Annotated in this window: 35 protein-coding genes and 1 tRNA gene; 13 read left to right on the top strand and 23 right to left on the bottom strand. The window is 55.0% G+C overall.

Annotated elements, in window-relative coordinates; translation table 11 throughout:
* Window positions 1-56: 56 nt before the first annotated feature.
* The 4 genes from N7220_RS18295 to rbsK all read right to left on the bottom strand — a co-directional run bounded on the left by N7220_RS18295 (window position 57) and on the right by rbsK (window position 3,869).
* The gene (locus tag N7220_RS18295) at window positions 57-995 is read right to left on the bottom strand and encodes an ABC transporter permease (RefSeq protein ID WP_283148966.1); all 939 of its coding nucleotides are present in this window, start codon (window positions 993-995) and stop codon (window positions 57-59) included.
* 66 nt (window positions 996-1,061) lie between these two features.
* Window positions 1,062-2,573: a sugar ABC transporter ATP-binding protein gene (locus N7220_RS18300; protein WP_283148967.1), complete on the bottom strand. Its 1,512-nt coding sequence runs from the start codon at window positions 2,571-2,573 to the stop codon at window positions 1,062-1,064.
* 10 nt (window positions 2,574-2,583) lie between these two features.
* Window positions 2,584-2,982, bottom strand: a complete 399-nt coding sequence (gene rbsD / locus N7220_RS18305) for a D-ribose pyranase (RefSeq protein WP_283148968.1) — start codon at window positions 2,980-2,982, stop codon at window positions 2,584-2,586.
* Window positions 2,979-3,869, bottom strand: coding sequence for a ribokinase (gene rbsK, locus N7220_RS18310; RefSeq protein WP_283148969.1), 891 nt, complete (start codon window positions 3,867-3,869; stop codon window positions 2,979-2,981). Before rbsK ends, rbsD begins: the two co-directional genes overlap by 4 nt.
* Window positions 3,870-4,323: 454 nt before the next feature.
* On the opposite strand from rbsK, the gene N7220_RS18315 reads away from it, so the two are divergent.
* Window positions 4,324-4,414: transfer RNA gene (locus N7220_RS18315), tRNA-Ser, on the top strand.
* 24 nt (window positions 4,415-4,438) lie between these two features.
* Here the strand turns inward: N7220_RS18315 and N7220_RS18320 are convergent.
* The 4 genes from N7220_RS18320 to N7220_RS18335 form a co-directional block, all read right to left on the bottom strand.
* Window positions 4,439-5,542 carry a tyrosine-type recombinase/integrase gene (locus N7220_RS18320; protein WP_283148970.1) on the bottom strand — a complete coding sequence of 368 codons (1,104 nt, stop codon included), beginning with the start codon at window positions 5,540-5,542 and terminating at the stop codon, window positions 4,439-4,441.
* Window positions 5,543-5,553: 11 nt separating this feature from the next.
* Complete coding sequence (locus N7220_RS18325; RefSeq protein WP_283148971.1) at window positions 5,554-5,790, bottom strand: excisionase; 237 nt, start codon at window positions 5,788-5,790, stop codon at window positions 5,554-5,556.
* Between the two features lie 108 nt (window positions 5,791-5,898).
* On the bottom strand, window positions 5,899-6,282 hold the full coding sequence (locus N7220_RS18330) for a hypothetical protein (RefSeq protein WP_283148972.1): 384 nt from the start codon (window positions 6,280-6,282) through the stop codon (window positions 5,899-5,901).
* Entirely contained in the window at window positions 6,283-6,498 is a 216-nt protein-coding gene (locus tag N7220_RS18335) for a hypothetical protein (protein WP_283148973.1), read from the bottom strand.
* Window positions 6,499-7,000: 502 nt separating this feature from the next.
* Between N7220_RS18335 and N7220_RS18340 the strand changes: the two genes are divergently transcribed.
* The gene (locus N7220_RS18340; protein ID WP_283148974.1) at window positions 7,001-7,840 is read left to right on the top strand and encodes a DUF2971 domain-containing protein; all 840 of its coding nucleotides are present in this window, start codon (window positions 7,001-7,003) and stop codon (window positions 7,838-7,840) included.
* A 287-nt stretch (window positions 7,841-8,127) separates the two neighbouring features.
* Here the strand turns inward: N7220_RS18340 and N7220_RS18345 are convergent, their stop codons facing one another.
* Window positions 8,128-8,340, bottom strand: a complete 213-nt coding sequence (locus tag N7220_RS18345; RefSeq protein ID WP_283148975.1) for a hypothetical protein — start codon at window positions 8,338-8,340, stop codon at window positions 8,128-8,130.
* Between the two features lie 112 nt (window positions 8,341-8,452).
* Here N7220_RS18345 and N7220_RS18350 point away from each other — a divergent pair, with 112 nt between their 5' ends.
* Window positions 8,453-8,779, top strand: a complete 327-nt coding sequence (locus N7220_RS18350; protein WP_283148976.1) for a hypothetical protein — start codon at window positions 8,453-8,455, stop codon at window positions 8,777-8,779.
* On the opposite strand, the gene N7220_RS18355 is transcribed toward N7220_RS18350, so the two are convergent.
* From N7220_RS18355 to N7220_RS18365, 3 genes are read right to left on the bottom strand one after another with little or no spacing between them, the layout of a single operon-like run.
* Window positions 8,773-8,943, bottom strand: coding sequence for a hypothetical protein (locus N7220_RS18355; protein WP_283148977.1), 171 nt, complete (start codon window positions 8,941-8,943; stop codon window positions 8,773-8,775). The two genes, N7220_RS18350 and N7220_RS18355, sit on opposite strands and share 7 nt — an antisense overlap.
* Entirely contained in the window at window positions 8,940-9,263 is a 324-nt protein-coding gene (locus tag N7220_RS18360; RefSeq protein ID WP_283148978.1) for a DUF4406 domain-containing protein, read from the bottom strand. The genes N7220_RS18355 and N7220_RS18360 overlap by 4 nt, the downstream gene beginning before the upstream one ends.
* 5 nt (window positions 9,264-9,268) lie before the next feature.
* Window positions 9,269-10,219 (bottom strand): phosphoadenosine phosphosulfate reductase domain-containing protein, encoded by a 951-nt coding sequence (locus N7220_RS18365; protein WP_283148979.1) that lies wholly within the window; start codon window positions 10,217-10,219, stop codon window positions 9,269-9,271.
* Window positions 10,220-10,336: 117 nt separating this feature from the next.
* On the opposite strand from N7220_RS18365, the gene N7220_RS18370 reads away from it, so the two are divergent.
* Entirely contained in the window at window positions 10,337-10,945 is a 609-nt protein-coding gene (locus tag N7220_RS18370; protein ID WP_283148980.1) for a hypothetical protein, read from the top strand.
* A 64-nt stretch (window positions 10,946-11,009) separates the two neighbouring features.
* On the opposite strand, the gene N7220_RS18375 is transcribed toward N7220_RS18370, so the two are convergent.
* From N7220_RS18375 to N7220_RS18420, 11 genes are all read right to left on the bottom strand, one after another.
* Complete coding sequence (locus N7220_RS18375) at window positions 11,010-11,945, bottom strand: flotillin family protein (protein ID WP_283148981.1); 936 nt, start codon at window positions 11,943-11,945, stop codon at window positions 11,010-11,012.
* A gap of 42 nt (window positions 11,946-11,987) precedes the next feature.
* A complete protein-coding gene (locus tag N7220_RS18380; protein WP_283148982.1) occupies window positions 11,988-12,530 on the bottom strand; it encodes a single-stranded DNA-binding protein in 543 nt (180 codons plus the stop codon).
* Window positions 12,530-13,144 (bottom strand): lambda exonuclease family protein, encoded by a 615-nt coding sequence (locus N7220_RS18385; RefSeq protein WP_283148983.1) that lies wholly within the window; start codon window positions 13,142-13,144, stop codon window positions 12,530-12,532. The genes N7220_RS18380 and N7220_RS18385 overlap by 1 nt, the downstream gene beginning before the upstream one ends.
* Window positions 13,144-13,926 (bottom strand): phage recombination protein Bet, encoded by a 783-nt coding sequence (gene bet / locus N7220_RS18390; protein WP_283148984.1) that lies wholly within the window; start codon window positions 13,924-13,926, stop codon window positions 13,144-13,146. The genes N7220_RS18385 and bet overlap by 1 nt, the downstream gene beginning before the upstream one ends.
* A complete protein-coding gene (locus N7220_RS18395) occupies window positions 13,923-14,165 on the bottom strand; it encodes a hypothetical protein (protein WP_283148985.1) in 243 nt (80 codons plus the stop codon). Before N7220_RS18395 ends, bet begins: the two co-directional genes overlap by 4 nt.
* A complete protein-coding gene (locus N7220_RS18400; protein WP_283148986.1) occupies window positions 14,162-14,314 on the bottom strand; it encodes a hypothetical protein in 153 nt (50 codons plus the stop codon). The genes N7220_RS18395 and N7220_RS18400 overlap by 4 nt, the downstream gene beginning before the upstream one ends.
* A 20-nt stretch (window positions 14,315-14,334) precedes the next feature.
* Window positions 14,335-14,469, bottom strand: a complete 135-nt coding sequence (locus tag N7220_RS18405; RefSeq protein WP_283148987.1) for a hypothetical protein — start codon at window positions 14,467-14,469, stop codon at window positions 14,335-14,337.
* 946 nt (window positions 14,470-15,415) lie between these two features.
* The gene (locus N7220_RS18410; RefSeq protein WP_283148988.1) at window positions 15,416-15,928 is read right to left on the bottom strand and encodes a hypothetical protein; all 513 of its coding nucleotides are present in this window, start codon (window positions 15,926-15,928) and stop codon (window positions 15,416-15,418) included.
* The gene (locus N7220_RS18415; protein WP_283148989.1) at window positions 15,925-16,440 is read right to left on the bottom strand and encodes a type II toxin-antitoxin system HicB family antitoxin; all 516 of its coding nucleotides are present in this window, start codon (window positions 16,438-16,440) and stop codon (window positions 15,925-15,927) included. Before N7220_RS18415 ends, N7220_RS18410 begins: the two co-directional genes overlap by 4 nt.
* A gap of 8 nt (window positions 16,441-16,448) precedes the next feature.
* A complete protein-coding gene (locus tag N7220_RS20810) occupies window positions 16,449-16,703 on the bottom strand; it encodes a type II toxin-antitoxin system HicA family toxin (RefSeq protein ID WP_390901523.1) in 255 nt (84 codons plus the stop codon).
* Between the two features lie 282 nt (window positions 16,704-16,985).
* On the bottom strand, window positions 16,986-17,714 hold the full coding sequence (locus N7220_RS18420; RefSeq protein ID WP_283148990.1) for a S24 family peptidase: 729 nt from the start codon (window positions 17,712-17,714) through the stop codon (window positions 16,986-16,988).
* Between the two features lie 72 nt (window positions 17,715-17,786).
* Here N7220_RS18420 and N7220_RS18425 point away from each other — a divergent pair, with 72 nt between their 5' ends.
* From N7220_RS18425 to N7220_RS18465, 9 genes are all read left to right on the top strand, one after another.
* Window positions 17,787-18,032 (top strand): hypothetical protein, encoded by a 246-nt coding sequence (locus N7220_RS18425; protein ID WP_283148991.1) that lies wholly within the window; start codon window positions 17,787-17,789, stop codon window positions 18,030-18,032.
* Window positions 18,029-18,328: a CII family transcriptional regulator gene (locus N7220_RS18430; RefSeq protein ID WP_283148992.1), complete on the top strand. Its 300-nt coding sequence runs from the start codon at window positions 18,029-18,031 to the stop codon at window positions 18,326-18,328. Before N7220_RS18425 ends, N7220_RS18430 begins: the two co-directional genes overlap by 4 nt.
* Complete coding sequence (locus tag N7220_RS18435; RefSeq protein WP_283148993.1) at window positions 18,325-18,474, top strand: hypothetical protein; 150 nt, start codon at window positions 18,325-18,327, stop codon at window positions 18,472-18,474. Before N7220_RS18430 ends, N7220_RS18435 begins: the two co-directional genes overlap by 4 nt.
* A 138-nt stretch (window positions 18,475-18,612) precedes the next feature.
* On the top strand, window positions 18,613-19,407 hold the full coding sequence (locus N7220_RS18440) for a replication protein (RefSeq protein ID WP_283148994.1): 795 nt from the start codon (window positions 18,613-18,615) through the stop codon (window positions 19,405-19,407).
* Window positions 19,370-20,131 (top strand): hypothetical protein, encoded by a 762-nt coding sequence (locus tag N7220_RS18445; protein ID WP_283148995.1) that lies wholly within the window; start codon window positions 19,370-19,372, stop codon window positions 20,129-20,131. The genes N7220_RS18440 and N7220_RS18445 overlap by 38 nt, the downstream gene beginning before the upstream one ends.
* Complete coding sequence (locus tag N7220_RS18450) at window positions 20,128-20,556, top strand: recombination protein NinB (protein WP_283148996.1); 429 nt, start codon at window positions 20,128-20,130, stop codon at window positions 20,554-20,556. Before N7220_RS18445 ends, N7220_RS18450 begins: the two co-directional genes overlap by 4 nt.
* Complete coding sequence (locus tag N7220_RS18455) at window positions 20,553-20,918, top strand: Ref family recombination enhancement nuclease (protein WP_283148997.1); 366 nt, start codon at window positions 20,553-20,555, stop codon at window positions 20,916-20,918. The genes N7220_RS18450 and N7220_RS18455 overlap by 4 nt, the downstream gene beginning before the upstream one ends.
* Window positions 20,915-21,283: a RusA family crossover junction endodeoxyribonuclease gene (locus N7220_RS18460; RefSeq protein ID WP_283148998.1), complete on the top strand. Its 369-nt coding sequence runs from the start codon at window positions 20,915-20,917 to the stop codon at window positions 21,281-21,283. Before N7220_RS18455 ends, N7220_RS18460 begins: the two co-directional genes overlap by 4 nt.
* Before the next feature lie 205 nt (window positions 21,284-21,488).
* Window positions 21,489-21,956 (top strand): hypothetical protein, encoded by a 468-nt coding sequence (locus tag N7220_RS18465; protein ID WP_283148999.1) that lies wholly within the window; start codon window positions 21,489-21,491, stop codon window positions 21,954-21,956.
* Window positions 21,957-22,023 lie beyond the last annotated feature (67 nt).

Consider the following 22,023-nt stretch of genomic DNA (forward strand, 5'->3'; position numbering starts at 1 on the left):
CGCATACACGCCGGGCCGGTGACTACTCGCAAGCGGATCGTCCGGCACGCTGGCGTTTACTTCTTGTTGCCACGGTCGATCAGCACGGCCAGCAAAATCACCGCCCCTTTGATGACCTGTTGGTAAAACGACGAGACGCCCATCAGGTTCAAGCCGTTGTTCAATACGCCGATCAGCAGCGCGCCAACCAGCGTGCCGAAAATCCAGCCACGGCCACCGGTCAGGCTGGTGCCGCCCAGCACGACGGCGGCGATGGCGTCCAGTTCATAGCCGGTGCCGGCAGTGGGTTGAGCCGAGTTCAGGCGCGAGGTGAGCACCACGCCGGCCATGGCCGACATCGCCCCGGAAATCGTGTACACCCAAATCTTGATGCGGTCAGTCTTTACACCCGACAACCGTGCCGATTCTTCATTGCCGCCAGTGGCATACACATGGCGACCAAACACGGTTTTCTTCAGCACAAACCAGAACACGCCAAACATGATCAACATGCCCACCACCGGAATCGGGATTAGCCCCGCCACGTAGCCGCCACCCAGCATCGAGAAAAAGTCACTGTTAAAACCAGTAATCGGGCTGCCGTTAGAGAACACCAGCGACAAGCCACGCAGCACGGTCATGGAGCCCAGCGTGGCAATAAATGGCGCAACCTTGCCTTTGCTGATGATCAAGCCATTGGCCAGACCCATTAACCCGCCTGCCAGAATGCCGAGCGCAGTGGCCAGCGCCGGGTTCAGTCCCATTTGCATAAAGCTGGCAATGGCGACCGAAGACAACGCCAGAATCGAGCCCACCGAGAGGTCGATTCCGCCCAGCAAAATGACCAGCGTCATGCCAAAGGCAATGAGCGCGTTGATCGAGACCTGGCGCATTACGTTCAACAGATTGCCGACGGTGAGGAAGTCGCTGCTCATGATCGAAAGACCGATCGCAACGACCAGCAGGGCAATAAACGGCCCCAGCTTTTGTAATGTGGCTTTGGTTTTGGGTGTCATGATGAATTGCTCGTTGGTGTCTGTCGTTGATTTGCGGTGTCTGGTTGGATAGAGATAGATAACTGTTTATGCCGGGATGGCTGCGGTCAGTGGCGACGTTTGCCCACCGGTTGCCGCCGTCATGATGCTTTCCTGAGTGGCGCTGGCGGCATCAAAGATCCCGTTCTGACGGCCTTGATGCATGACCAGAATGCGGTCGCTCATGGCCATGACTTCAGGCAGTTCGGAAGACACCATCACGATGGCCACGCCTGCGGCAGCGAGTTGATTGATGATGTGATAAATCTCGGCCTTGCCGCCCACGTCGACGCCACGGGTCGGCTCATCCAGTAGCAGCACTTTGGGCGGCACGGCCAGCCATTTGGCGAAGACCACTTTTTGCTGGTTACCACCGGAAAGCGACTTCACGTCCAGTTCGGCATCGCGAGTGCGGATGCTCAGTTGTTTGATGAGGTCGGCCACGGCGGCGCTTTCGGCCCGCTCGCTGACGACGCCCAATTTGGCAAAGTGATCCAGATGCACCAGCGTGGCGTTTTCGCGCACTGACATGCCCAGCACCAGCCCTTGTGCCTTGCGGTCTTCGGTCACAAAACCTATTCCCGCGCCGATAGCATCGCTGGCATGGCGGATATGCAAAGTCTGGCCATCCAGCCGTACCTCGCCACTGGTTTGGCGATTGACCCCGAACAGTGTTTTGAGGATTTCGCTGCGCCCGGCGCCCATCAAACCGGCAATGCCCAGCACTTCGCCAGCGCGCACTTCAAAGTTGATGCCGGCGATATTTCCGACGTCAGCCAGGTTGGAAACCTGCAAGCGCACATCACCGACCTTGGCAGAACGCTTGGGGAAGCGGTCGCCAATTTCGCGGCCCACCATTAGACGCACCACTTCATCGAAGCCGGTTTTGGCAATTTCACGCTCGCCGACAAATTGGCCATCGCGCAGCACGCTGATCTTGTCGCAAATACGGAAGATTTCTTCCATGCGGTGCGAAACATACACAATCGCCACACCGCGTGACTTCAGATCCAGCATGATTTTGAACAGTGACTCGATTTCGCGATCGGTGAGGGCGGCAGTGGGTTCATCCATCACCAATACCTGAGCGTTGAGCGACAACGCTTTGGCAATTTCCACCATTTGCTGTTGGCCAATCGATAGCTGACCGGCTTCCATATCGGTATCGATATGCCCGGCACCCAACAAATCCAGATACGTATGCGCCTGCTTGCGCATGGTCGCCGTATCTATCACGCCAAAGCGGCGTGGTTCGCGGCCCAGAAACAGGTTCTCCATGACCGACAATTGCGGAATCAGATTGAGTTCCTGGTGGATGATGGCAATGCCAAGGTGCTCGGCATCGGTGGTGCTCCGGATATTTACCACGGAGCCATCAACCAGAATCTCGCCGGCATCCGCTTGATACACGCCACACAGAATCTTCATCAGCGTGGATTTGCCCGCGCCGTTTTCGCCCATCAAGGCGTGGATTTCGCCTGCGGCCAGGCTCAGGTCAACGCTTTCGAGCACCTTGACCGGTCCAAAAGCCTTGCTGATACCGCGCATATTGATTTGCATGCCCGGCTCCTTAGAAGATCACGCCGGAATGCAGAATGACATTCGCGTAGGGGCTGCATTCACCGGTGCGAATCACGGCTTTGGCTTGCTTGCAGCGCTGCTTGAATTCGTCATGGGTGACGTAATCAATGCCAACGCCCGTCACCGCCATTTGTGCAGCCCGTGAAGCAACCGCTGCGTTTTGCGTGAGGCATTCGCTGGCAAACACGGCGCGTTCGACTTTGAAATCAGCCAGCAGGGTGTCGAGCACTTCCATAAACCCCGGCGTGCCCAGCTTGAGCGACACATCAATGCATTCCACGCCATCCGGAATCGGTAAACCGCAATCGGCAATCACGATGCTGTCGGTATGGCCCATGCGCGAGAGAACACGGGTGATGTCCCGGTTCAGGTGCCCGAGTTTTTTCATGATTGTTCTTCCAGAAAAGTGTCTAGTTCAGCCAGCGTCGGCATGCCGCCTTGCGCGCCCGGCTTGGTCACTGATAGCGCACCTGCTGCATTGGCGCGGCGTACGGCCTCAGCAGCACCCAGATGCCAGAACGCCGCCAGTGCCCCATTAAAGGTATCGCCCGCGCCGGTGGTATCTACCGCAGTAACTTTGAAACCCGCTTGATGCTGAACATCGCCATTAGCTGCGGTGTAATAAGCGCCGTGCTTGCCATTGGTCATCACCAGGCGCCCTGGAAGGCATTTGAGAAGCGCTTTCCAGTCCGCACCCGGCGCATTCAGCGCGACGGAAAGTTCATATTCATTGGGGGTTAACAGTGTGATCAGATCGAGCAACGAATCGGGCAGGGCGGTGGCCGGGGCCGGATTCAGAAAGAACGGTTTGCCATGTTTGCGGGCCAGTTCGGCAGCGTGTTCAACCGTGGCGACCGGAACTTCCAGCTGCGCCAGAACGACGTCGGCCTGCGCAAAGGCAGCATCGGCTGCATCCAGATCGGCCGGGGTGAGCGCATGGTTGGCACCGGGCACCACCACAATGGCGTTATCGCCAGCAGACAAGGTAATCGCCGCCACGCCGGTGGCCACGTCACTGTCGCTAATCCAGCGCGTATCAATGCCTTCTTGCTGCAACACTGTTTTCAACTGCGCACCAAACGCATCGCGACCTACGCGGCCAATCATGGTGACCTGCGCGCCCAGCCTTGCAGCGGCCACAGCCTGGTTCGCACCTTTGCCACCGGGGTAGGTGGCAAAACGATTGCCAAACAAAGTCTCGCCCAAACGCGGAAAAGTATCGGTCTGCACGACCAGATCCATATTGATACTGCCAACCACCAAAACCCGTGCCATTGCGACCTCCGTAACTGCTCGCACCCGAATTTGCCCAGGTACAAAATCTTTCTGATTTGCTAAAACGTAATCAGCATGGATCGAATTTATACCAGAGCGCTGTAGTGGCGGGAAGTGGAACTACGGGATTTGCCTTAGATTTGGCGGACGAACGGAGGGGGAGGAAAGGGCTGAGCACAGATTGTATTCAGCACAACTTGATGAAAATCAATGGATTAATTGGTAATTTCAAGAGTTGTGAGAGTGCTTCCGCATTCTGGTCATCGGCAGTAGTTCGTGTGTTTTACGAAAAAACATGAATTATTACGTAACTTAACTACATTTTGGGTGTGGGTATTCAACGTCAGACTAACCATGCACAACACAAACATGAGGCCGGTATCAGCACATCAAGGATATGTGTAAACAGGCTTGGCAAGCTCAAACAGATCAAGTATAGTTCGGCCTCTTCCGCGGAGAGATGGATGAGTGGTTTAAGTCGCACGCCTGGAAAGCGTGTATAGGTTAATAGCCTATCGGGGGTTCGAATCCCCCTCTCTCCGCCAGCAGAATTCAAGAACGGCGCGGCCTCAGGCTTGCGCCGTTTTTATTTGGCACACATTTGGCACAGAAAGCAGTGTTTCAAGCTTGTTCCGCTCTCTGCTCCGGTCCGCCATGTCGATCCACCGTGAGTAGACCTCCAACAGCATTTTCATGCTGGTGTGCCCCATCTGCCGACTGACCCACATCGGGTTTGCTCCGGCCATCAAGTTCAAAGTCGCAAACGTGTGCCGTGTCTGATACGGTTTGCGATACCTGATCCCGGTTTTCTTCATCACCTGAGTCCAGACTTTCCAGAGTACCTGCGGAAAGCTGTAGGCGATCCCGGTATTTGGATTGGTGAATACCTCCAGCCCCCTGAGATAGGATTGCTCTTTCTGGCGTTGCAGCGCCTGGAGTGCACGGCTGTTCAGTTCCACGTCCCGAATATTCCCGGTTTTTGTTCCCTTCACCTCTGAACCGACCTTTGCCCGTTTGACGCGGGCGAGGCCGAGGTTCCAGTCAATATCCTCCCAACATAAACCCATCAGTTCCGATGTCCGCATTCCCGTGAAGAAAGCAAACTCGTAGTAATTGGCATGTGCCGGTGACAATTCCTGAAACCGGGTGATGATCTGGTTTGCCTCGTCCAGCGTGAATGGATCTGGCGGCTCTTTCTGGCTTTTCACGTTCCTCAGTCGTGCGGCCGGGTTGATTTCAATCAGTCCATCGATAAAGGCCAAGTCAAACGGCTGCCGGATTACTGTTGCGGTGTTGTTCCGGCTTTTCATGCTGCCCCATTCGATGTTGCCGAGCAGGGCGGCCAGGTCGCTGTACTTGATGTCCTTGATCAGCTTTTCGCCGATCACGGGCAGTACATGGTGGTTCAATCGCTTGCGGTAATCCTCCAGCGTGGATGTGGCCAGGTGGGAATTTCCGGACATCCATTGTTGCGATACCTCCCGAAATGTTGGGCCGCCGCTTTCCTTGGCTTGCGCCACGGCTTCCTTGCTCTCCGGAAAGAACTCAGCGTAATCAAACTGGCCGATGGCAATGCGTGTCTTTACTTCCTCCCGCAACTTCGACGCATTTTTCAGGTTGGCTGGGGTGGGCGCCATTTGCAGCGTTTCCCACCGGCGCGAGCCTTTCCACATAAACCAGATTCTTATGCTGCTTTCGCGCGCGACAACGCCTGGGAAGCGTACCGTTGTCCCTCTACCCATTTTTCATATCCCTCCAGGTCAATTAAAACGTGTCTGTCTGGAGCGCGCCGGTAGTGGACGCCCTCGATCCAGACCCCCTCGTGAATCTTGCTGCGAACAGCCCGATCAGTGTATCCCGTCATCGCGCAAAACTGGTCGATCTGGACATAGCGGACAGGGCGGGTGATCACTGCTTCCATGCAGTTCTCCAAAAAAAGAAGCCGCTCACTTGGAGCAGCGTTTGTCGTGGAATCGAGCCAGCCGGCGCTGTCGCTGCGCGGTGGCGAATCGTTGGGGTAGGGTGCGTCTCATGGGCGACTGTCTGCCCCGCAGTGAGGGCAAGTCCCTTCCCACATGGCTTTTTCAGTCATAAAACGACCGCATCCCTGACATTTAAAGGTTTCACGCTTTGCAGCAGGTGCTTGGCGTTTCAGAATTATTCCGGTTCCGTAAAGTGCTTCACCTTTCGATACGTACTGCATGTCCACTGCAGGTCGCGTCCGGGCTTCGATATAGGGACAAGGCCATGGAATGTCAGTGTCTCGGAGATTGTTTTGCGCCATGGCAGCTTCTTTGGTGTATTTCTGGGCCTTGTTCAGGTCGGTGGTATATCCCTTGTTTTCAATCGCCCAGAACACCATGTCATTGCCGATGTAGGTTCTGCTGTCTTGCAGGTAAAAGAGGTCCGGCATTTAATTCCCCTCCGGGCAAAAAGAAACCGCCTCGGGGGCGGTCTGTTTGATTCGATAAGCGATAATGTCGCTGGGCATGTTTCGGTGTAGCCAGTCCAGCTCGTCGAGGTGCGTGGTTGCGAAAGCGGTTTGCCCATCGCGCATCTGAAACTCGATAGCGATACCTCGGGCGACAGGGGCGAACTGGCCGCCGTGCCAGATGATCCACTCGGTCATAAAGTCTCTTCCTGTTTGCACAATAAAAAACGCCGCCCAGTTTCTCCTGGCGCGGCGTGGACTTAGGTGATCTACCCAAAGGCTTATCCACAGATATTGTGGACAACTTGGGCAGTATGAGACTTGGAGGTTAGCTAACCACTTTGCGGTGGGATAGTCCCGTGGTGTAGATTTATACAATGGGCAAAGAGCTCACGCGGAGGGCGGAAAATTGAGATTTCGACAAGGACAGATGTTCAGAGGCGAAGATATCTGGGGCTGGAATTATTTGTTTAAGGTCTACGATAACGATGTTGTGAAGGTACTCGTCAAATCCCCTACGAAAATGGAAAAAAGTTACGACACGAACTACGCTGGCCTAAAAACCGCAATTGATATCAATGATTGGAAATGTTTTGAACAGATCGCTTTTGGCGATCTTGGCCTTTATTTTTAGTCCAATGTTATTGGCTCCCCAGAGTACCAATATCGCACTTAAAACATACAGCGACAACTTTGCCCCATGACTACACTAAAAGTAGGAAATAGCCTGCAGGACAGCGACGTCCTGTGGCGGTATATAACGCTAGAAAAATTCATTGACCTTGTTGAGTCAAAGTCGCTGCATTTTTCACCATTGGACTCTTACCGCAAATCAGATCCTTTTGAAGGATATTTGCCGCAGATCGCAATGGAAGCATTTGCGCGTGTTTCCAAGCTTACCCAAGATAAAGCACTGGCCGCCATTGATGGTCTGGGAAAACGACCCCCTCTAACTACATATCAAAAGCAGGAGATTAGTGTAACTGCCGAAGCTCATATGCAAAAAATGAAGGCTCTGCACCAGAACATTGCAGCTTGCGTGGCGGTCAGTTGCTGGAACCGAAACGCTCACGAGTCGGAAGGTATGTGGGGCCTGTATGCCAGAAATGGCATTGCCATCAGAACCAGCGTAAAGGCACTGAAATCAGCAATCAAGGATAGCGGAGACGGCCCAACAATCTACGCCGGAGCCGTCAAATATCTTGACTTTGCCAATCCCAATTTGAAGGCTCCAGACTGTGTAACAGAAGACGGCCAAATGATCGGAATGCTGAAGCGTATCGCCTACGCCCACGAGAATGAAGTCCGCATGTACATTTCACCCCAGCGCTCAGGTTTAGAGCTTCGAACTCCCATTCCCATCAAAGTTCCGGTGGACGTCAATCAGCTCCTAGAGCAGATCGTGATTTCACCATTTGCCGGGGAGGCGATTGAGCGTAGTGTCCGCGCGATCTGTCGGTGGGGTGGCGTAAATGATATCTTGATATCCAGATCTACCTTGCTGGATAACTGCGAATACCTGTTGGATGTTTACAAATAGTCATCCCCCGAATCGGCTTTAGATTCACCGATGTCCATCCGCTTGTGCAGGTCCACCTGTACCCGCGAAAATGCGCTGTGGCGGAACTTGGCATGAACATCAGCCAAAGCCACTAGGTTGTGGCAGCATGTCAGTACAAAGCGGGTATCGCGGGTGATTTTCAAGTGGCTGCTCTGAATAAATAAACAAAGTTGCCAGTGGGACTTTATGCAAGTGACGACGGGTCGAATAGCCTTTTGTGTACGCGCAATATCTCTAAACCTACCCGTGTTGTTTATTGTCTTCACTCATACCGCCTCCAATTGCTCCGGCCCGTAGTAGCCAGCGCTGACAAAATGCATCTGACCCAGGCGCTTCATCACCTCGGCCGGCGAGATGTCCACCGACACGAAGTTGACCGCCTGGAAGTTTCCGCACATGGCACCAGCGATGCCGATCTGGCCTGCGCGGTTCGGGCAGTTGGTGACGCGCACCGGCCGCCCGGATGGAAAATTGGTCATAGGCTGCTCCAAAGAAATAGGCCGCTCATTGGCGGCCTTTTGCCTATTTCGGTTACGATCAAACTTGGGATGCTGCAATTGGATGGCATCGAACAAACCTATCGAGGTTCTAATGGCGGTTAAAACAGAATACATTTTTTCGACAACCAACCCGGCCAACCGGGGAAAAGTGGTTGTTGTCCGATATGCTGAATACGCCGATGTGGTAATCAGGACCGCTGGACAATCTAACGCTGGCGATTTGGACGGGTTTCGTGCGATTGGTGTTACCAACCATAGTCACAATTTTTCCAATGAAGAGCTCGCTAAAATCGCAATAACGCAAGCCATTCATGGCGGGTACTTGCAGCAAGACCCCGAGTTGCCGAGTGGATATAGTGTTCTGAATACAGAAATTTCGAGTGCTAGCGATATCTATCTGGAGCTCAGCGATCAGTAATCGGCCCTGTTGATGTCGCGCATCTCACGCACAAACTGGTGAATGTTCCGGCGCTTCGTCGTTCGCGCCATTCGCGCTTGCCGCTTTGCCTTCACTTCGGAATCGGCATCACGCGTGGCGCGGTCGCGGATCAGCTCTGCGGCTTTGGTGGGTGGGAGTTTCATGCGGCCACCAACAGGTCAGAGCCATCAAACTCATGCGCTGGCGCGCAGCGCAGGCCCAGTGAGGCCGCGATGTACCGTTCCAGCGAAGCGCCTCGCGAATGCTGCCAGCCAGGCAGCAGGGCAATTGCATCGCACGTCACCAGCTGCGCGATATCGGCACGCATGCAGTCCGTCCATGCGTCGGCTGGGTCAGGGTTGATTTCGGCCGGGTTGATTGCGACGTAACCAAGCGAGCGTAGCCGAGTTGCTTCGGCGTGGAAGGCGGGAAAATTCAGATCGGCCAGCCCGGTCATGGGGCCAGCTACATAAATACGTTTCATTGGATTTACTCGCAAAGGCCGTAAATTGAAGAGCACAGCGGGCCGTCATCCAGCACGCGGAAGGCGTCGAACTGCTTGCCGCCGCGACTGGTCTGCGCCCACTCCACAAATTTGTGGACGTTGGCCTGATCCAAGACGCTGCTGTCGTTGTCCGTGATACCAAGATTGGCGGCAGCGAAGAACGTCGAGCTGCCGCGCTTGCTGGCCTGCGAGACGATCTGCTCCCACTCGGCAATACGTGAAATTTCTTCGGGGAACCGCTTGCTGATGGCCAGCAGCTCATCCTTGCGGCAGTTGATGCAGGGCATGCAGCCGACGCGGCCCATGCCTTGCTCGTACAGAGGGTTGTGTTCGACGCCGTGCTTGCGGTGCATGGCAAAGCACTCGTCGGCAGTCCAGCGCAGGATCGGGCGGACGTTCCAAAGCTCGCCACCGGCACCGCTCTTGCGGACGAATTCCAGTTCGGTCAGCAACGCACGGCGCGGTGATTCATCGGCACGAACACCCTGCCATGACATCACGTCGTCGCCGGCATCCAGCAGCGGGTTTTGCACCTGCTTCTGGATCGGGTTGCGCTTGAGTTCTTCCGAACAGAATGCGGCCTGGCTGGAAGGGAACCGGCCTTTCCAGATACACAGGTCGAGAAACGGATTGCCGGTCGGTTGCAGGACGGCCAGTGCGCGCTGCACCTGGTCATCTGGCACGTCCATCGCGGGCCACTTCTCCGCGACAAACTTGCGCTTGCCTTCCATCTGCCGCGAAAAATCCGCCTTTACCCAGCGAATCGGAACCCCTGTCACTTCTGATAGGTAGCGCACGTAGTCATAGGTCTGGGGGTGCTCGTTGCCGGTGTCGGCAAAGACCGCTTGCAGGTTTTCTGGCTGGCGCTCAAGAGCGAGAAGTAGCAGCGCTGTGCTGTCCTTCCCGCCCGACACGCTGATGACGTTGTGCTCCATCTTGGCTCCAGAAATAGAAAAACCCGCCGAAGCCGGTTGTATGGGTTGATAGTGGTTAGCTGAAATGAAAAAAGCCCCGAGGCGTGATAGATTCACAGCCAAAATGGGGGCTATTAAATGAAGAAAATATGGGTTTCGCTTGATGCGATGGGAAGACTAGGGTTTTGGGCGATGCTAGTCGCGGCTTTATTGGTAGGGTTCCTGCTTGCATCATTACTGGTTAGCGGCGAAGCCTCCCAAACTATTGCTGCATGGGCGCAGTTTTTTGCCGCGTTGGTTGGTCTCTTCGCTGTCTTCGCGGTCGCTAGGTTTTCAGCGGATGAGAACAGAAAGCTCGTTATTCAGTTGCAGAACGAAAAAGAGCAGATAGCTGTAAAAAAAATCATGGCTTTTCACAATCTGATATCTCTTCAAGTTTTCTCAATCAAAACCTCCGTAAAGGGTATTGCGTCGCTATCAGCAGAGAATCGGAAAAATTGGAAGGAAACCTTCCAAGCGTACGCAAGTGGCCTTGAAGACTTCAAATGCCCAGACATGCCAGAGGCAGATTCAGCGGTCGCCTTGGTTGGGCTTAAAAATTGTGTAAGGACATTGATTTCCAATATGGAATTTGACATTCACTTTGATTTGGTTGGAGTGCATAAAAAATTCATTGATGACTTAGAATGGTCAAGTACGCATTTGATATATTTGAAGGATCAGTTTTCCCGTGCGATAGACGCCTGATTAGGCGGAGGGTGTTCTGCACTGAAACAGGTCCGCAGAAGCGAGTAGAGCAGGTTCAAGGGGGTTAGTAGCTGATCGCTACATGGCGCACTTTCTTGCAGGCGATGGCAATCACGGCCAACTTGGCATCATCGGCAGAAAGGCCTGCTGCAATGAAATCATCAAGCGCGGCGCTGTTGATTGCACCCTTGTGCTTCTTGTCAGCCTCGCGCGCCAGGCGCTCATCTTCAATCCGCTTGGCTTCAGCTTCTTGCTTGCGCTTCTCGTCTGCAATGGCCTGCTTACGGGCGTTTTCTTCACGCTCGGCTGAATCCTTGCGTTCTTGTTCGGCTCGCTCTTCTGCATCCCGGGCGCGCTGTTCTGCCTCGGCTTTCTCGCGTTCCGCCCGTTCCTGGGCCAGTTTGGCCTCAATCTCACGGCGCTGCGCCGCTTCCTGCTCGGCTTTGGCTTTGTCTTGCTCTTCTTGCCGGGCGCGGGCCGCTGATTCTTCTGCAATCTTGCGCTCACGCTCGATGCGTTCTTCATCGGCCTTGCGCAGGGCATCGGCGCGCTGGCGGTCAAACTCGGCATTCATCAGCAATGCAACTTCGTGATCGTGTCCGACCTTCAACGCCAAGGCCGCAGCTTCCTCGGCTGCTTTTCGCTCGGCCTCGATCCGGGATTGCTCGGCTTCCCAATCAGTCAGTGGTTTACGCACTTCATCGCGCAGGGCGTCACAGTTACCGACAAACTCGCGCAACTCAGCCTCAACAGGCTTGACCTGCTCTTTCAGAAATTTGAGGTATTCGCGGCCCGGTTGTTCAACAGCTACTTTGCTGCGCGATACCTGCGCCGCCAGTGAAGCGATCCTGGTGCGGCCCTTGGCGGTGCTCACGTCAGGCACTTCATTAACGCTGGCTTTGATGTGGTCAAAGTAGCGATCCAGCCCCTTGCCGGTGTAAACGGCAGGCGCGTTCTTGGCATCAATCTCAAGCGTCACTACTTCCATGGTTTCGCTCACGTCTCTCTCCAATTGAAAAACCCGGCGCGGGGCCGGGTCTGGTTATTCGGTGAATGTGTGCCGCTTGAACAGTGGATCGTGCCAGGCGCAACCGGAGAGGAATGGGATATCGTCCTCAAAGTCGTCGAAGTTGCGCGCTGGCCCCGGCTTGTTCTGCGGTCGGTTCGAATGCTGATTGGCAGCAGGCTTGTGGTTCTCATAGCCATCATCCGGGGGCGCTTGTTCGTCATGCTGCTCGCCACCCGCGCCACCACGGCCGGAGAGCATCTGCATCTGGTCAGCAATGATCTCGGTCGTGTAGCGATCAGCGCCGGTCTGCTTGTCCTGCCACTTTCGGGTTTGAATGCGGCCTTCAATGTAAACCGAGCTACCTTTTTTCAGGTACTGACCGGCGATCTCTGCCAGTCGCCGGTACATCGTGATGTTGTGCCACTCGGTTTTTTCCTGCTGCTGCCCCTGTTTGTCTTTCCAGCGGTCAGTGGTCGCAATACTGAAGTTGCAAACCGCATCACCGGCCGGTGTATAGCGCACCTCGGGGTCACGGCCGAGATTGCCGATCAACAGCACTTTGTTGAGGGAAGCCATCACGCAGCCTTCAAATTGAGTTGATGAACCGTAGCATTCAGGTCACTCAGAAACAGCCGGATTTCGCCCATCATTTCCGCGATGAATGCATCGTCGCGTTCAACACGAGTCTGGAAGTAAGCTAGCTCTTCCGGTAACCGGTCATCAAACGAAACAAAGTCGCACCATTGGCGCCCAGTGCAGGCCATTTGAGCCTGCATCTGGATCACGTATTCCTTTTTGATTTCGCCGGTGCGGATCGTTTCGATGTGGGTCCAGGTTTGTGGGCATTTGATTTCCAGTAGCCCATCGCTGCCAATCAGGCCATCTGGTGAAATGCCAAAGTCTTCCGGCAGTTCCGGGTGCACCACAAAGCCTTCTTCAAGGACCAGCTCGCCGCTGCGGAGCATGTAAATGGCCCGCGCTTCCGGTTCTTTCTCAGTGCCCCGCGCCATGGCGGCGTTGACGAATTTATCTTCGCGGCAGCCGGTCAAACGCTCGCAAAGCAGTTCGGCCATGTAGTTCTGGCGGCTGGCGGCATAGCCCTTGGCGGTGCGCGCCATGATGTCAGCCACGCGGCTGGCGGTAACCTTGCCCAAGCGGGCGGCAAACCATTCAGGTGAACGCTGCTCCATCACACTACCTCCTCAAAAGGGACATCAATTGGGGTGTTTGCCTTTTCGGCGATTGCTACCGCCTCGGCGCCCAGCTTTGCCATTTCATCCGTGCCGATAATTGCGCGTTCTTCCGGAGTCAAATTCCGGAAGTGGGTACGCAAGTTGTCGACATTGCCTTCCATGGCCAGATTGCGGGCCGCTTCCAGCAGAATGTCGCGGCGTGGGTCATCGGCTTTGCCGTTTGCTGCTTGTTTGCCAATGGCCTGCGGAGCAGGGGTGATATCGCGCTCGGCGATCCGTTCAGCTTCATCCTGGTCAAAGATGCCGCCATAGCCAAAGGCAAGCCGGGCGCACTGGATCATCGCCTTGTGACGCAGCATGCGTTTGGGATGGCTTTGCCAAGGACCCACGTTCGCCCGTTTGCATTCGCTCATCCATTCTGTGACCGATGTTGCGTGAGAACGATCCTTGCGAAATATCCGGCAGGTGCAACTTTCGCTGTCCTGGTCGAATTCAATGCCATCGAATTGTGGGTGGCCATTGATGATCCGCGACCAGCCATCCACGCCAACGACCGGAACGATGCCGTTGTTTTTGTCAGGAAAAGCGTATATTTCCTTGGTCCACGGATTCAGGCCGTACTGGTTCGCAACGACCAGTAGCGCGGTCATCTGCGCGTCGGAGACTTGGCCCTTGAAGGCAGTCGCTTTCAACGTTTCAACCAGTTGGGCACCGTCGCCCATATTGAGCTTGGTGGCCAGAGTTTGTGTCAGGGTGGTAAGTGCGTTACCCGTACTCATGCTGCTTTCCTTGTGTCCAATTGCTGGTGCACCAGGGCAACCAGACGATCATTGATGAATTCAACCAGGGGGCTGATGTCGACACGCTCCCGGCGAGAAACCCCCGCAATCACGCGACGCTCGCCCAAGGCGTGCGCGCTCTGGATCGTGTCCACCTGATCCTCGAAAAAGGTAACGGCCAGCTCGATATCGACGCCTTCGAGTTCGACCGTCACCGCGTACTCTTCAACGCGCATCATTGCCCCCAAGGCAGCATCACAGCCGACAGTGCCAGCACACCGGCGCAGAACCAGCCGACATGCTTGTGTTCAAAAACAAAAAAGGCCGCAATGGCGACCTGGATACGATGCGCTTTCAGCCAGCGCTGTCTGGGCATGTGGTCGACCATCGCGGTCTCCTTCACGGTTGTTAGATGGCCATGGGCCGGGATGTTTCGCTACTGATATCGCCAAGGATCGCGTCGATATTGCGAATCACTGCAGCGAGATACGGGTCTTGCAGATCAGAAACCGGTGGCGCAGGTCGCGTGATGCTGACGCGCAACCTTGCGGGCGCCTGCCTTTCCGGCAACGCGCTCGGCACAAACGAGATTGCTATCAGGCGTTGGGCCGGTTGTGATGCGGACCCACTTGCCGGATTTGGTCTGCAGGTAATGTGCATGCATGCTTGCTCCAAAAAAAATGCCCGGGGGTTAGCCGGGCAGAAGAGGGTATTTATCAGTGCACACGCACTGGGCAGCGCCCTGACGGTGGTCAGAACAATCGGCATGATTTCAGACGGGTATGGATGCCAAGGCGCTGCCCGCTGCATGCGGGGCTTGCCGGTTACGTATCCGGCGCGGGATTTAACCGACGTCTTTCCAGTGCCGTTGTCGCATCAACGGTGAGGTGTGGTGCGTATGGCAACCCACATGAGAGCGGGCCGGGCTTGATTCCGGCTACAGGGGCATGGCCAGCCTTTCGGCGCGTCGGTCATACACAAACGTGCATCGCCCTGTCAGTCTCCGTCTTGGCGTGTCCTTCCACGCCGCCGCTCTCATGTGCCGGCTGTTTCCAACCGGCGCCATCAACACTCCCCGCAATTCGATCTCCGCGACTGGTCAGTACCATCAGCAAGTTAAACCCAGCGGGCGTTCATGCTGCGCGACGACACAGAGAGTGTTGTCTTCCCCATCGGCCACGTGCTGAGTTAACAGGCGGTGCCGTCATTTGCGCCTCTCGGGTGAGGCGATTTCCCGTAGGCCGAAGCTGGAAGGGACTGGAGCAGATTGTTAAGGAGCGGTGCGCGGTGTGTTGCGCTGGGGTGAGGTAAATGTAAACCATGGTTAGTATTTATGGCAAGTGTGGTTAGCTAAATAATGTGAACCATGGTTAGCATTTCAGACGAGCGGCAGTTTGGTGTTTAGTGGAGAGTTGCAGGCGGACGTGAAAAAGCCCGCGAATGCGGGCTAGATATGAAAAGCCCCGCCGGAGCGGGGTTGATTTTTGCTTCAAACCTCATTGATTGTTGCTTGGGGTTTCTTTTTCGAGTTGCCACGCTTTGTGCCAGATTTTGGTCGACCAGATGCTGTGCGCCATGGAAAGTCCATTGGGATTGGGACATTTAGTCTAAATGACTGCAATATGCTTTCTATTTCTCTGGCCACCATTGGGCTCGCAATACTCGTAAGATAAGCCGCGAATGACTCTGACTTTGCCAGTTCTGCCGCCTGTTCTTTCGTCAATTCTGTCTGAATCGGGTAGTAGGAAGCTAAAAATTTCGATAACAGAGTGAACTGGCGTACAGAAGCTTCCCCATCTTCCGGGATGCTTGTCGCCTCGCAACGCACAGTCAAACGAAGCAGGAAGCGCCCCTCGCCCGAGATCTCCACCTCTGCTTCTTGGTTTAGCGAAAAATTACCCTGTGAAGACGTGGTTGAATTCTTTTCTACACGGTCCCCCTCGACGGAAAGCAATGTGAATCGCTTCATCGCGCAGAGTGGAATAGAGATAGTGTCGCTCATTGAATATTGATCCTTGGCGTAGCTATGCGAACAAGGTTCGATTCAAAAGAAAAATGTTCCCCGAAGGTATCTTGAGGGCCGAGTTGATAACTCGTATCGTAGGTCTGTTTCGCAGGAAGAGAAGACAACCCCTTGATTGACTCAAGGATTTTTGCACTCTCGCGTTCTGTGTGCTCGCCGTAATCCAGGAACTGAACTAATGCTTTGACCATTAGGTCATTCAGTGTTGTTTTGTGACGCGCTGCGCATGTAGCAGCTTTGCGATGGACTTCTGGCGTCACCCTAACCTGGAAAACCCCTTTAAACGGTTTTTTGGGTTCGCGTCCAAGGGCTTTACAAGTGGCGAGGTAGTCTTCCACAGCCTCTTCAAACTCCCGCTGAATTCCGCCACCTAGATCGGACGACTCAAAGGTCACCAAATCTTCAATGTAAAGAATTTTCCCGCGAACTCTTGTCATGTCGTCGCTTAGTTCGGCGACAGCTTCAAAATCTTTGTATTTTAAAATAGCCATGGCTAGTCTCAGATGAGATCGTGTTCGTGCAGATGGTCCAGAATGTCGACAACACAACCTTTGTCTACATTCGGGCTAGGATGCGGTTCGTGACAACTGATCAGCAAATCTAGATCCTTGTTGTAAAATTTGCGACGAGAACCCGAACCATTGAGCACCTCGTAGCCAATGTGCCGCATTGCCGAAACCAAATCGCTCCACTTCAAATCTGAAGGGGGCGGTTTTCTTCGCATCTTGTCGAACGTGTTTTTATGTTTGGACATCAAATATACCGACGCTTGCGCCGTTTGTAACTAGAAAATAGTTACGGCAAGTCAAAAGGGCAAGTGCGTTCGTCGTAAAAACACGATGAATCACCGCTAAAATTACTGGGGGCTTGTAGGTCCAGCGACTTACATTCCGCACCGATTGCAAGCATTTGCTGCATTTCGACCAACAGTGACCTTGTTTTACTCTCCAAGCGGCCCGGCCTAAATCTCGCCACTCACGCCAACCACTCGCCCGATCACGAGCAGAATCCCCGCACATCAGCCGACACGTGCCGATCAAATATTAAATGACACCGATACCACGAGCCCTACCAGATGCACGGTATCCAGCTCATCGGCCGGAATCACCACATCCTTGTACGCCGCCTGGTTGTCCGAACGCACAAGCAGCGATCCGTCGAACTGCTTGATCAGGCGCTTCACATAGCATTCGCCATCGCGACAAATCACATGCACCTTGCCGCTCAAAATCTGAGACTGCTTGTGAACGATCACACTAGCGCCCTCGGGGATGGTAGGCATCATGCTGTCGCCGACGACCACGATCGAAAATAAATCGGCCGGATTAAGACCTTCGCGCTTGGCCCACCCCGCACGGCAGTAGTTAGGCTGCCCCAATTCATCGACAGCGAACACTATCTGGCCGGTCCCGGCCGACGCCTTTAGCGTATAGCGTGGCACTTCAAATATGTCGTGCTCTGCTTCGTCCAGGTTATTGATGGTGCGCACCGGCCGGAAAGGCGTTTGAATCGCAGGACCGAAATCTTCCTTTAGCATTTCTCCCTTCCCACTGGCGAGCCATGCTGCAGAGACCCCAAGGGCCGCTGCCGCCTTGATCAAATTCTCTCCCTCAAGGCTCCGGGTTCCATCATTGAACCATTTAGTTATGCCAGCAGAGCTGATTCCCACTTGGCGGGATAACCAAGCCTGATTGATTCGTTCTGTCGGTCGACGTTCTGCGGCCGATTTAAGCGCAAGGCGCAAGCGTTCAGATAGGGAGCTCATGCGAACTGAGGTTAACAAACCGTTCGCTAGCTGTGGCTTGCATATAGTGCTAACCATGGTTACTATATCTCCATGAAGACGCTAACCGTAATTAAATTCTTTGGTGGTGATCGTGGCGCGCAGGCAAAGATTGCCCGTGAGCTGCAGATATCGACCGCCGCAGTTGCGAAGTGGCCCAAGGACGGAGACGTCCCTGGTAGCAGTCTCGGCTCGCTTTTCCTGAAGTTCCCCGAGCTTTACAGGATGGAACTGGAAAAACAATCAACCTCAACAACCACAACCCCCGCCGCCACATCGGCGACCGGAGAAATCCAATGAGTGCATCTTTACCGAAGAGTGATGAAACGACACGCAAGTTAGAAGCCCAGCTCTTGCGCAGCCTTGCCGAGGTCGGTCAGGTCGAAGTGTCAGCGCGCATGGGCGTGAGCGAATCAACCCTGTCACGCATGAAGGGCGAGGACCTGCAACGCATTGCAAGTCTGGTTTCAGCGCTCGGTTTGAAGCTGGTGCGAACAGATGCATTGACGGTGGATCGCGCGGACTTCATTGCGGTAAAGCGCATGGCCCGGAACTGGCTTGATGCCGATCTGGCAAGCCTGGGGGAGGAGTTGTGACACAGATCATTAAAGCCTGGCTATACCGCGAATGGTGCTGGCTGAAGTTCAGCTACGCATGGAACCACGGCACGGTGATGGCGCCGCTTTACGAGTTTGAACTGCGCTTGGCGACTGAGCGTTACCAGCGTCTGACATCCAAATAGAAAAAGCCCCTTAGACCGGACAGTCGAGTAGGGGCTTTAGCACATCGGGAAATCAAGGAAATCATGGCACAAGCCGCGCAAGTTATCAATCTGGAGTCGAGACGGCCCCAGGTTACCTCACCGATTCAGAGGCCACGCATGCAGGACGGTTTCGTGGCGATCCCCAACGACGTCTACGACGCGCTGTTGTGCTCGCCCATCTCGCAGCGTCAGGAGCGTGTGTATCTCGCCATCCTGCGCAAGACAGCGGGCTACGGCAAGGATACTGATTGCCTGGCCACCAATCAGATATCGGCCATGACCGGCATTGCGGATTCACACGTACGGGCAGCGCTGACCCAGCTTGAAGCGCTTGGGATGCTTATTCGTGGTCGACGCACTGTCCAGGGGGTATTTCTGACCCCGGTTATCGATCCTTCTCAGTGGAAGTACGAACGTACCGATTCGGTACGAACAGAGGTACGAACGGACCAAATCGGTACGTCTAAACGTACCGAATCGGTGACCCACAATAGACAACTACAACAGAAAGAAGAACAAAACCCTTTTACCGCAACAACGCCGGAAAGTCCGGAAGCCAAGCCTAAGCAAAAACGGGCAAACCAACTGCCAGCCGATTTTGCTCCCTCTGAATCCCACTCGGCACTTGCCCTCGAGCTTGGCGTAAACCTGCTGGCCGAGTTTCCAGGCTTCGTCGACTACCACCGGGCCAAGGGCTCGACGATGAAGGACTGGAATTCCGCGCTGAACACCTGGCTGCGCAACGCCAAGAAATTTGGCCGCACTAGCGCTGCTCCATCGGCGAAGTCCACTGCATTCCAAGCTCGTGAAGACAACCGCCGCGCTGCTGCCCGCAGCATTTTTGGAAATGCCATGCAGCAGGGAGGGGCAAACAATGAACACGCTATCGACGCCGAATTCACCCGCATCTGAACCCCTGCCAATGGCCTGGATTGAACGCCTTTTCCAGCGGATGCACGGTCAGTACGGCAACGTCTGGCTGGACAAGTGGCGGGTAGGCGAGGCTGGTGCCAATGGGCAAGACTTGGGCGTCGAGAACGCCAAGCGTACGTGGGCTGAAGACCTGGCCGATATGCAGGGCACTGAGATTGCCGTCGGCATTGCGACCTGCAAGAACCTGAAATTCCCGCCGAGCCTGCCAGAGTTCCGCAACCTGTGTCGCCAGGAAGACGACATTGAGGCGCTATTCCACAAGGCCGTGGGCGAGATGGGCAAGCGCCGGAAGCGTCAGCAAGAGTCGTGGCCTTCAAACCGGCTGTTCTGGGCTGCACAGCGTATCGGTAACGACTTGCTGATTTATCCGTACCGCGATTTGGCCGGCCGCTGGAAATTTGCCTGGAACGAGAGTGTGGTCGATCAGGGCAAGGCAATCCCGGTTGTGGCGCCGAACGTAAACCTGCTCGAAAACTCGTCCACATTTAACCGCGCTGAAGCCAGCAAACGTGTGGGTGAGCTGAACATCAAAACCGCGCAAGGTGGACCGCGTAAGTGGGCCTACGACATCGCCAAAGAACCAAAGGGGAAATCGCTGATGCAAATTCAGATGGCCTGCAACGCGCTTATCGCGTTTGGTGAGGATCTGGGGCAGTGGCCTGAGTTGGTTGAACGCATGCCAACGCGGCGGGAGGCAGCATGAATCGATTTTTCTTGCGTACCGAAGACATACGTTTCAATGCTCTGGCCGCTATCCACGCTTTGCAACTGGACGCCAATCGCCCACTCGTCGTCGAGATCAAGGAAATGACGCGCAACCTGGATCAGAACGCCAAGATGTGGGCCGTCCTGACCGACATCGCAACGCAGGTCGACTGGTATGGCCAGCGCCTGAGCAAAGAAGACTGGAAGCACATGTTCACCGCCCAACTGCAAAAGCTGCGGGTTGTACCGTCCATTGAGGGCGGCGGCTTCGTGGCGCTTGGCCAGTCCACTAGCAAGATGACCGTGCGCGAAATGGCTGACCTGATTGAGCTGGCCCAGGCCTTCGGTAGCGAGCGCGGTGTCAAGTGGGGAGATGAGTCTCGCATTGCCCAGCAATGGGCAGAAAGCAGGAGGGCTGCATGATGAGTACAGCGCGCCCCAGCAAGACCGTTCCGCGTCCAGGTGATGTTCCGCCAGCGGTAATGCGCCATACGGCAGCATCTATCGAGAAATCGCACAAAACGCGTGTGGCCGCGCTGGGCTGCATTCTCTGTCATGAGCTTGCGCAGCATCAAAACGGCGATACATACCTCCATCATGTCAGAAGCGATCAAGGCCTATCGCAGCGCGCCAGCGATTTCCTCGTGATCCCGCTTTGTCACGAACACCACCAGGGCGCATCTGGCATACATGGCCTCGGCACGCGCATGTTCTACACGCGGTACCAACTGACCGAACTGGATTTGCTAGCCATGGTGATTGGCCGGCTGGAGGGTGAGCTTTGACCACAATCACGCTGCCATGGCCGCCAAGCCTGAACAAATACTGGCGCCATCCAACCAGCGGGAAGCTGGCGGGGCGACACATGATCAGCGCGGAAGGGCGTGCATACCGGGTCGCTGTGCAGGCCGAATGCCTGGTGAATCGTATCAAGCCAGCAGTGGGGCGCCTGAATGTTGAAATCACCGCATTCCCGCCAGACAAGCGCACGCGTGATCTCGACAATCTCACCAAGGCGCTCCTCGATGGCCTGACCCATGGCGGCGCATGGGGCGATGACGGCCAGATCGACCGCTTGGTGATCGAGCGCGCTGGCGTGGTCAGCAATGGCTGCGTCGTAGTGAGGATTTCCCAGCGAGGTGCTTTGTGACATTGCCCAGTTACTACTACGGCCGCGACCCAGCTGAAAACATCGATCGCATACGCGCCGAAGAGCGCCGCGATCAGGAACGATTAAAAAGGCTGCGCCCCATGAAGGCACGCCGGATACAGCACCTCACACGACTGGCCATGCAAGGGAGATTGAAATAATGAAGTTCTCAACGATTCGTGCGTGCGTAGGCTGGGCATTCCAGATGAGCCAGACCGTAAACGTGAAGACGGCCAAATATGGGGAGCAAAGCGCATCGGCTTATGGGGACGAATCAAAGGGCGATCAGATCATGACCGCCGTCAATATCCTGAACAAGGTTGCCGGGCTCCCTGAGGCCGAGCGCGCAGTGATCGTTGCCTACTACACCTGCGAAGTTGCTGCGATCAATGAGGCAGCGTTATCGCTTCCAATGGGCTGGCCAACGGCATTGCGCCGGATGCTTGCTCGGAGCTGGGCGGGGGATCGTGGGCTGGAGATGAGCCAGGACGACATTGCCACGGCATACAGCTTTAGCCAGCAAACGGCCAGTCGGCGCTGGACAGAAACATGCAAAGTATTGAATGGTGATCTGCGTAGCGCGCTTGCGGTACTCGAACTGCAGCTTCTTGACCTGATCACGATGCCAACTGTTGCGAACGCGCACCGATTTCTCGAGAAAGTACTTGCTTAAATGCGTGAGTAAAACTATCATCTTTTTTGTAGCGTGCATTGGTGCGCTTCAAACGAATTCAATGCAA

It is taken from the genome of Silvimonas soli, from assembly GCF_030035605.1.
Lineage (GTDB): Bacteria > Pseudomonadota > Gammaproteobacteria > Burkholderiales > Chitinibacteraceae > Silvimonas > Silvimonas soli.